Origin of the sequence: Promicromonospora sp. NPDC060204 (assembly GCF_042728455.1) — a bacterium.
Taxonomy (GTDB): domain Bacteria; phylum Actinomycetota; class Actinomycetes; order Actinomycetales; family Cellulomonadaceae; genus Promicromonospora.
The window spans coordinates 1-8778 of record NZ_JBHWZO010000259.1 but is presented as its reverse complement, the minus strand read 5'-3'; the positions used below and the strand labels follow the sequence as shown (position 1 = coordinate 8778).

Here is an 8778-nt window from a genome sequence, read left to right as displayed (position 1 = left end):
CTGGGGGTCTGACACGTGCGCGGCCAGAGGCCGGATCAGGGGTAGAGGCCCCGAATCTGGTGCGCCTCCGCGACGCGCTTGACGCCGATGACCAGGGCGGCGTCGCGCAGGGACAGCGCCTCGCGCCGGGCCAGCGCCGACACCTCGGCGTACGCCGTGGTCATGCGGTACTCGAGCTTGTCGGCGATCTCCTGCTCGGTCCACCAGTAGGTCTGGTTGGCCTGGACCCACTCGAAGTACGAGACGACCACGCCGCCCGCGTTCGCGAGGACGTCGGGGACCACGGTGATGCCGTTCTTCGCGAGGATCGCGTCGCCGGCCGCCGTCGTCGGGCCGTTGGCGCCCTCGACCACCCAGCGGGCCTTGACGGAGCCCGCGCTGGTCTCGTCGAGCACGCCCTCGATCGCGGCCGGGACCAGCACGTCGACCGGGAGCGCGAGCAGCTCGGTGTTGGTGACCGGGTCGGCCGCGTCGAACCCGACGACCGAGCCGGTGCGCCGCACGTGCTCCATGAGCAGGGGCACGTCGAGGCCGGCGTCGTTCCGGATGCCGCCGTACTGGTCGCTGACGGCGACGACACGCGAGCCGCGTGCCGCGAAGATCTCCGCGGCGTGCGAGCCCACCTTGCCGAAGCCCTGAACGGCCACGGACACGTCGCTCAGGTCGACGCCCGCCTCGGCGAGCGCGGCACCCGTGACGTGCACGATGCCGGCCGACGTCGCGGTGCCGCGGCCGAGCGAACCGCCGACGGCCAGCGGCTTGCCGGTCACGACCGCGGGGATGGTGTACCCGCGGTTGACCGAGTAGGTGTCCATCACCCAGGCCATCGTCTGGGCGTCGGTGCCCATGTCGGGGGCCATGATGTCGGTGTCGGGGCCGATCATCGGCATGATCTCCGACGTGTACCGCCGGGTCACCCGCTCCAGCTCGGCCTGCGAGTAGCCGCGGGGGTCGATGGCGACGCCGCCCTTGGCGCCGCCGTACGGCAGGTTGACCACCGCACACTTCCAGGTCATCCACATGGCCAGCGCCCGCACCTCGTCGACGTCGACGGAGGGGTGGTAGCGCAGGCCGCCCTTGCCCGGGCCGAGGCTCACGTTGTGCTGCACGCGGAAGCCGTGGAACAGCACGGTCTCGCCCGTGTCCCGCCGCAGCGGCACGGCGACGTGGATCTCACGGCGCGGCGTCGCCAGCATGCGGTGCAGGCCCTCGTCGTAGCCGAGGATCTCGGCCGCGGTGGCGAGCTGCGCGTGCGCGGTCGCGAGCGCGGAGCCCTCCGCGGGCGTGTCGGACGAGGCGAAGGTGGGCGATGGGGTAGTGGTGGACGTCGTTGTCGTCGTCACGTGGGTCCTCCGGGGGAGAACGGCGCCGACCGCCTCGGGGCGGGGGCGCGGGTTTCGCGGCGCGGGGTTTGCGCCTCGGTCTCACCGTATCGCTTCGATGGGCGAATGTGCCCAGCCGTGGGGTGTCGGCCGGTGATTTTCCGGTGATCGTGCCATTGCTTGGGAATCAGCGTTCCTTCAGCCGCCAAGCGCCGGGGAGAAGGACGCCGGTGAGGGCGGCCTTTGAACGCGTCACGGGGTACGCCGGTCGCGTGGTCGGCCGCTCCACCGGTGCCGTCAGCCCGTGGCAGCGCGCTTGTGCTCGATGTGGGCGACGAGGCCGTCGAGGATGCGGGCCAGGCCGAACTCCAGCTCCCGGGCGGGGTCCGTGGCCGCCTGGTACGCCTCGCCCGCGGCGGCGCCGACGCGTCCGGCCAGCGGGTACTCGCGTCCGGCCATCACCACGCCGAGCTCGTCGGCGTTCGCCGCCCACCAGTCGGCCTGGGTCATCCCCGACGCGCGCTCCTCGGCGCGGATGGCCTCCTGGGCGCGCGCGACGTTCCCGGCGAAGCCGATGAGCAGCGCGACGGTCTGGTCCATCTCGATGTCGTCGAGCCCGGCGCCCTCGATCGCGGACAGCTGCCACTCGTAGAGGTCGGACGCGCCTGGCCCGACCCAGGCGCGCAGCCCGGAGACCTCGAGCAGCCAGGGATGCTGCCGGCACTCCTCGTAGTGGAAGCGGGCGACCAGCGCCATCCGCTCGCGCAGGTCGTCCGGCATCGCGGGCAGCTCCCGGCGGCCCAGCGCCCGGTCCACCATCAGCACCACGAGCTCGTCCCGGCCGGGCACGTAGGTGTACAGGCTCATCGCGCCGAGGCCGAGCTCCGTGGCGAGCAGGCGCATCGACAGGCCGGGCAGGCCGTCGCGGTCGGCGATCCGGATCCCGGCGTCCACGACGTCGTCCACGCTCAGCCGCTGCTTGCGTCCGCGCCGAGGCGCGGACGGCGCGCCGTCGTCGTAGCGCCACAGGAGGCGAAGGACGGGGTCCGGGTGGTCCGACATGGACCCACCGTAACTTTTTCGTACGCCGTACGGAATGAATGCTACGCTGGGCGAGCCGTTAGTCGTACGCTGTACGGAAAAGGAGACGCCATGTCCCTCCCACCCCTCGTCGCCCGCGGACTGCGCAAGCGGTACGGCGACACCCACGCCCTGGACGGGTTCGACCTCGAGATCGAGGCCGGCGCCGTCCACGCGCTGCTCGGCCCCAACGGCGCCGGCAAGAGCACCGCCGTCAACACCTTCGCCACCCTCACCCGCTGCGACGAGGGCGAGGTGCGCGTCGCCGGCCGGGACGTGCGCAAGGAACCCGCCGCGGTCCGCTCGTCCGTCGGGCTGGTGGGTCAGCACGCGGCGCTCGACGAGATCCTGTTCGGCCGCGAGAACCTCGTGATGTTCGGCCGCCTCCACGGCCTGTCCAAGGCGGCCGCGCGCGAGCGGGCCGACGAGCTGCTCGGCACCTTCGGCCTGCTGGACGCCGCCGACCGCAAGGTGTCCACCTACTCCGGCGGCATGCGCCGCCGGCTCGACATCGCTGCCGGGCTCATCCGCCGTCCGGCGCTGCTGTTCCTCGACGAGCCCACCACCGGGCTGGACCCTCGGGCCCGCAACGAGGTCTGGCAGACGGTGCGCCAGGTCGTGGCCGCCGGGACCACCGTGCTGCTCACCACCCAGTACCTCGACGAGGCGGACCAGCTCGCCGACCGGATCACCGTGATGGACGCCGGCAAGGTCGTCGCCGAGGGCTCGCCCCAGCAGCTCAAGCGGCGCCTCGGCGGCGACCGGGTGCTCGTGACGGCCCCCGCGCACGCCGACCTGGACCGGCTCGCCGCGGCGCTCGGCGGCACGGCCGACGCCGAGCTGCGGCAGGTCACCGTCGAGGCCGGGCCGGACGGCGGGGCGGCGGCGTTGACCGCCGTCGTCCGCGCGTTGGACGCCGCCGGCCTGGAGGTCGACGACATCCTGCTGCGCCGCCCGACCCTCGACGAGGTGTTCCTGCACCTCACGGGCCGCGACGCCGCGCCCACCGGCCCCGCCCGGACCGAAGACCCTGCACCCACAGATCCCGCCCCGACCGAAGGAGCCCTGCGATGACCGCCGTCGCCGCCACCCTGCGCCAGAGCTGGGTGATCACCCTGCGCGACCTCAAGCACTGGCAGCGCGAGCCGTGGACGCCCGTCTTCGGGATCGCGTTCTCGGTGATGCTCGTGCTCGTCTTCGGCTACCTGCTGGGCGGCGCGATCGCCCTGCCCGGCGGCGGGGACTACCTCGCGTACCTGATGCCGGGGATCTTCGCGCTCTCGATGATGTTCGGCATCGAGGCCACCATGAGCGCCATCGCCAACGACTCGAAGAAGGGCGTCACCGACCGGTTCCGCTCGCTGCCGATCAGCGGCGCCGCCGTCCCGCTCGGCCGGGCCGGCGCCGACCTGGTGAACTCCGCGGCCGAGCTCGCGGTGCTCATGGTGGGCGGGCTGCTCATCGGGTGGAGCGCCTCCGGCAGCATCGCCGCCACCGTGCTCGGCGTCGTGCTGCTGCTCTGGCTGCGGTTCGCGATGCTCGTGCTTGGGGTGTTCCTCGGGCTCACGTTCCGCGGCGAGGGCGGCGTGACGGCGGTCCAGGTGCTGGTGTGGCCCCTCGGGTTCCTGTCCAACGTGCTGGTCGCGCCCGAGTCCATGCCGGGGTGGCTGGCGGTCCTGGCGCAGTGGAACCCGATCTCCGCGACGGCGGCCGCCTGCCGCGAGCTGTTCGGCAACCCGACCGGCATCACCGGGGGAGTGCTGGCCGACCACGCCCTGCTCCTCGCGGCGCTCTGGCCGGCCGTGCTCACCCTGGTGTTCCTGCCGCTGACGGCGCGCGCCTACCGGCGGCTGTCGCGCTGAGGCCGGGTGGCCTCCGGCTCAGGCCCCTGAACGGCGGGACCGTCGCCGGAACGACGACGGCGTCTCCCCCGTCAGCCGCGCGAACGTGCGCGTGAACGACGGCTGGTCGTAGAACCCGGCCGCGGTCGCGACGTCGGCGAGCGGCACCGTGGTCGACGTGAGCAGGTGGGCCGCGCGGTCCACGCGCAGCCGGAGCACGAGCTGGCGCGGGGAGAGGCCGAAGACCCGGCGCACCCGGCGGTCCAGGGACGCGGGGGCACACCCGGCGAGCACGGCGAGGTCCGCCACGGACGGCACCTCGCCGTGCTCCAGCAGGTCCTCGACCTGCCCGCGCAGACGGGCCATGGCCTGGATCGTCGCGTCGTCGGCGTCGCCCGAGCGCAGGTCCTGCGACACGGAGACCAGGCCCACGTAGGCGCCGGACTCGTCGTGCAGCGGCAGCTTGGACGTGAGGAACCAGCCGGGCGCCCCGCCGACGTGCCGGATCAGCTCCAGCTCCCCGCGAAGCGGCTTGTCCGTGGTGCGGACCAGCTCGTCCTGGCTCTCGTAGCGCTCGGCCAGCTCGGGGACGAACAGGTCGGCGGCGCGCTTGCCGATCACGTCGCGCCGCGACCGCTCGCGCGTCCGCCCCACGAAGACCTGGTTCACCAGCACGTACCGGCCGTCGGCGTCCTTGGCGCAGAACATGACGCCGGACAGCTCGTCCATCAGGGCGACCATGGCGGGGTGCAGTGCGGCCAGCAGGGCCCGCGCCTCGGGCCGAGCGGCGCCGTTCGGCGGGTTGCTCATCGGGTCCCGATCGTACGCGGCGCACGTCGTCACCCCTTGGCCGAAACCGGTGCGGATTGCGAGTGATCCTGCCAATACACATGAGCGGCACCGGGTGCACCCTGGTGTCATGAAGACCTCTGCCCGGCGCGGGAGCGCCGACACCGCCGACGTCCCGACCGGGGGCGCAGGCGCACCGGACAGCGCGACGCCGCAGGCTCCGACCGAGCCGCCCGCGAAGCCCGCCGCCGACACCCTCGTCGAGGACGCCGTAGCCCTCGCCCGGACCTGGATCGGCACCGCCACGGGAGCCGCCGGCACCACCGGCGCGACCACGGCCGGCTCGAAGACCGACAAGGCCGTCGCCCGCGCCTCCGCCGCCCTCGGCGCGCTCGTCTCCGACCCCGCGGGCCTGGAGCTCGCCGTCGGGTTCGTCGACGACGTCGCCCGCCCGCAGGACGTCCACGTCGCCGCCAAGGCACTGGCCCGCCTCGGCAAGAAGGCCGGCAGCGCCACGTTCCTCAGCGCGAGCGACCGCGCGCTGTTCCGGGCCGGCGCGCTGACCGCCCCCGTGCTCCCGGGCATCGTGGTCCCCGCCGCCCGCGCCCGGCTGCGCCAGCTCGTGGGCCACCTCGTGGCCGACGCCGGCAACGGCCTCACGGCCCACCTCGCCCGCACCCGGGCCGAGGGCTACACCCTCAACGTCAACCTGCTGGGCGAGGCCGTGCTCGGCAAGGACGAGGCCGCCGGGCGCCTGGCCCGCACCGTCGCGCTGGTCGAGCGCCCGGACGTCGACTACGTGTCGATCAAGGTCTCCAGCGTCGCCGCGCAGCTCGTCACGTGGGACCTCGACGGCTCCCGCGACCGCGTCGTCGAGCAGCTCCTGCCGCTCTACCGCGCCGCGCGCGACCACGGCGTCTTCCTGAACCTCGACATGGAGGAGTACCGCGACCTGGCGCTGACCACCGCGGTCTTCACCGACATCCTGGGCCGCGACGAGTTCCGCGACCTCGAGGCCGGCATCGTGCTCCAGGCCTACCTCCCGGACGCGCTCGGCGCCCTGGATGGCCTCACCGAGTTCGCCGCGAAGCGGGTCGCGGACGGCGGCGCGCGCATCAAGGTGCGCATCGTCAAGGGCGCCAATCTCGCGATGGAGCACGTCGAGGCCGCCCTGCACGACTGGGCGCAGGCGCCGTACGCGACCAAGCCCGACGTCGACGCCAACTACGTGCGCATGCTCGACCACGCCCTGCGCCCCGAGCGGGCGCACGCCGTCCGCATCGGCGCGGCGTCGCACAACCTGTTCCACGTGGCGCTCGCGATCCTGCTCGGCCGGGCGCGCGGCGTCTCCGAGGCGCTCGACATCGAGATGCTCCAGGGCATGGCGCCCACCGAGGCCGCCGCCGTGCGCGACGAGGTCGCCAAGGACAGCGGCCGCGTGGTGCTGTACACGCCGGTCGTGCGCGACGAGGACTTCGACGTCGCGATCTCCTACCTGGTGCGCCGCCTCGAGGAGAACGCCACGGAGCAGAACTTCCTGCACGCGGCGTTCGCGCCCGAGGTGGCCGCCGCCGCGGCGGGCTCCGCGATGGACCGGCAGGAGGCCGCGTTCCGCGCCTCCGTCGAGCTGGGCGTGCACTACGGGGCCGACGACGTCGCCCCGCGCCGCCGTCCGCGCCCCGCGCCGGAGCAGGTGACCGGGCCGTTCCACAACGCCGCCGACACCGACCCCGCGGTCGCCGAGCACCGCGCCTGGGCCCAGCAGGTCACCAGCACGCGCTCCGGGTACGTCCCGGCGCTCGCCGAGCCGCTGGCGACGTCCGCCCAGGTGGACGACGTCGTGGCGCTCGCCCGCCGCGCGGGCGCGGCCTGGGCCAAGGTGGCCCCGGCGGACCGCGGCCGCGTGCTGCGCTCCGCGGCCCAGCACCTCGAGGCGGCGCGCACCGACCTGGTCGCCGCCATGGTGCACGAGGCCGGAAAGACCGTCGCCGAGGCGGACCCCGAGGTCAGCGAGGCCGTGGACTTTGCCGCCTACTACGCGCAGGCGGCCGAGGCCCTCGACCCGACGTCGGAGGCCTGGCCGGGCGCCCGGTACACGCCGGACGGCGTCACGCTGGTCACGCCGCCGTGGAACTTCCCTGTCGCCATCCCGATCGGTGGCGTGCTCGCCGGCCTCGCGTCGGGCTCCTCCGTGATCGCCAAGCCCGCGCCGCCCACGCCGCGCTGCCTGGAGATCGCCGTCGAGGCCGTGCACGCGGCCCTGGACGAGGTGGCGCCGGAGATCGGCCTGGACCCGGCCATCGCGCGCGACGTCGCGCAGTTCGTCCGCGTGCCGGACGGCGACCTCGGCCGCCGCCTCGTGACGCACGACGGCGTGTCCCGCGTGATCCTCACGGGCGCGATCGAGACCGCGGAGATGTTCGCGTCCTGGCGCCCCGAGCTCCCGGTGCTCGCGGAGACGTCCGGCAAGAACGCGATCGTCGTGACGCCGTCGGCGGACCTCGACCTGGCCGTCGCCGACGTGGTGCGCTCGGCGTTCGGGCACGCGGGGCAGAAGTGCTCCGCCGCGTCGCTCGTGATCCTCGTCGGCTCGGTGGGCGACCCGCGCACCGTGACCGGGGAGCGGTTCCGCCGCCAGCTCGTCGACGCCGTGTCGTCGCTCGCCGTCGGCCCCGCGACCGACCTGGCCACCGTGATGGGCCCGCTCACCGAGCCCGCGCAGGGCAAGCTGCTGCGCGCGCTGACCACGCTGGAGCAGGGCGAGAGCTGGCTCGTGCGGCCGCGCCGCCTCGACGCGGTGGCGCAGGAGGCCGGCCTCGGCAAGGGCCGCCTGTGGACCCCGGGCGTGCGCGACGGCGTCCGCCCCGGCTCGTTCTTCCACCTCACCGAGGCCTTCGGCCCGGTGCTGGGCATCATGACCGCCCGCACGCTGGACGAGGCGCTCGCGCTGCAGAACGCGGTGTCGTTCGGCCTCACGGGCGGCATCCACTCGCTGGACGACACCGAGGTGGAGCACTGGCTCGACCGCGTCGAGGTCGGCAACGCGTACGTGAACCGGCACATCACCGGCGCGATCGTGCAGCGCCAGTCGTTCGGCGGCTGGAAGGCCTCCGTCGTCGGCTCCGGCGCCAAGGCGGGCGGCCCGAACTACGTGGCGCAGCTCGGCCGCTGGGCCGACGCGCCCGACGTGCCGTCGCGCACCGAGGACCCGGCGGGCTGGCTCGCCTGGGCGCGGGCCGACGACGCCCGCGTGTGGCTCACCGAGTTCTCGCAGGCGCACGACCCGTCCGGGCTCGGCGTCGAGTCCAACGTGTTCCGCTACCGGCCCGTCCCGGGCATCACGGTGCGCGTCGGCGCGGACGCGCCGGACGCCGAGGTGCAGCGCGTGCTGGCCGCGGCCGCGCGGGCGGGCGTCGACGCGACCGTCGTCGGGCAGGAGACCACGGACGAGGCGTTCGCCGAGTCCGTCGCCGACGGCGTGGTGACCGGCCGGATCCGCGTGGTGGGCGAGGCCCCCGGGCTGCGCGACGCCGCCGCGAGCCGCCTCGGCTCGGTGACGGTGCTGGACGGCCCCGTCCTGGCGAGCGGCCGCCGCGAGCTGCTGACGATGCTCCGCGAGCAGGCGGTCAGCCGCACGATGCACCGCTACGGCCACCAGCGCACGGCCTGACCCCCGACCTCGTTGAGTGCTGGCTATTTGTTGGCCGGGACCCCGGGAAGCAACAAATAGCCCGGACGCAAAGAGA

General features: G+C 74.2%; 6 protein-coding genes. 3 read left to right on the top strand and 3 right to left on the bottom strand.

The genetic code is table 11. The features are described from left to right. Positions 1–35: 35 nt before the first annotated feature. Together ACFWEJ_RS24140 and ACFWEJ_RS24135 are read right to left on the bottom strand one after the other, a co-directional pair. The gene (locus ACFWEJ_RS24140; RefSeq protein ID WP_377231722.1) at positions 36–1343 is read right to left on the bottom strand and encodes a Glu/Leu/Phe/Val dehydrogenase; all 1308 of its coding nucleotides are present in this window, start codon (positions 1341–1343) and stop codon (positions 36–38) included. 276 nt (positions 1344–1619) lie between these two features. Then, positions 1620–2384: a TetR/AcrR family transcriptional regulator gene (locus ACFWEJ_RS24135; protein WP_377231721.1), complete on the bottom strand. Its 765-nt coding sequence runs from the start codon at positions 2382–2384 to the stop codon at positions 1620–1622. A gap of 90 nt (positions 2385–2474) precedes the next feature. On the opposite strand from ACFWEJ_RS24135, the gene ACFWEJ_RS24130 reads away from it, so the two are divergent. Together ACFWEJ_RS24130 and ACFWEJ_RS24125 are read left to right on the top strand one after the other, a co-directional pair. Beyond that, on the top strand, positions 2475–3476 hold the full coding sequence (locus ACFWEJ_RS24130) for an ATP-binding cassette domain-containing protein (protein WP_377231720.1): 1002 nt from the start codon (positions 2475–2477) through the stop codon (positions 3474–3476). Then, positions 3473–4264, top strand: coding sequence for an ABC transporter permease (locus tag ACFWEJ_RS24125; protein ID WP_377231719.1), 792 nt, complete (start codon positions 3473–3475; stop codon positions 4262–4264). Before ACFWEJ_RS24130 ends, ACFWEJ_RS24125 begins: the two co-directional genes overlap by 4 nt. An 18-nt stretch (positions 4265–4282) precedes the next feature. Here ACFWEJ_RS24125 and ACFWEJ_RS24120 read toward each other — a convergent pair whose 3' ends face one another. Next, positions 4283–5053 carry an AraC family transcriptional regulator gene (locus tag ACFWEJ_RS24120; protein WP_377231718.1) on the bottom strand — a complete coding sequence of 257 codons (771 nt, stop codon included), beginning with the start codon at positions 5051–5053 and terminating at the stop codon, positions 4283–4285. A 109-nt stretch (positions 5054–5162) separates the two neighbouring features. Between ACFWEJ_RS24120 and ACFWEJ_RS24115 the strand changes: the two genes are divergently transcribed. Next, a complete protein-coding gene (locus ACFWEJ_RS24115; protein ID WP_377231717.1) occupies positions 5163–8702 on the top strand; it encodes a bifunctional proline dehydrogenase/L-glutamate gamma-semialdehyde dehydrogenase in 3540 nt (1179 codons plus the stop codon). Positions 8703–8778: the final 76 nt, after the last annotated feature.

Coding starts and splice junctions, on each gene's coding strand:
- ACFWEJ_RS24135 (WP_377231721.1), bottom strand. CDS start 2,384: ATGTCGGACCACCCGGACCCCGTCCTTCGCCTCCTGTGGCGCTACGAC.
- ACFWEJ_RS24130 (WP_377231720.1), top strand. CDS start 2,475: ATGTCCCTCCCACCCCTCGTCGCCCGCGGACTGCGCAAGCGGTACGGC.
- ACFWEJ_RS24125 (WP_377231719.1), top strand. CDS start 3,473: ATGACCGCCGTCGCCGCCACCCTGCGCCAGAGCTGGGTGATCACCCTG.
- ACFWEJ_RS24120 (WP_377231718.1), bottom strand. CDS start 5,053: ATGAGCAACCCGCCGAACGGCGCCGCTCGGCCCGAGGCGCGGGCCCTG.
- ACFWEJ_RS24115 (WP_377231717.1), top strand. CDS start 5,163: ATGAAGACCTCTGCCCGGCGCGGGAGCGCCGACACCGCCGACGTCCCG.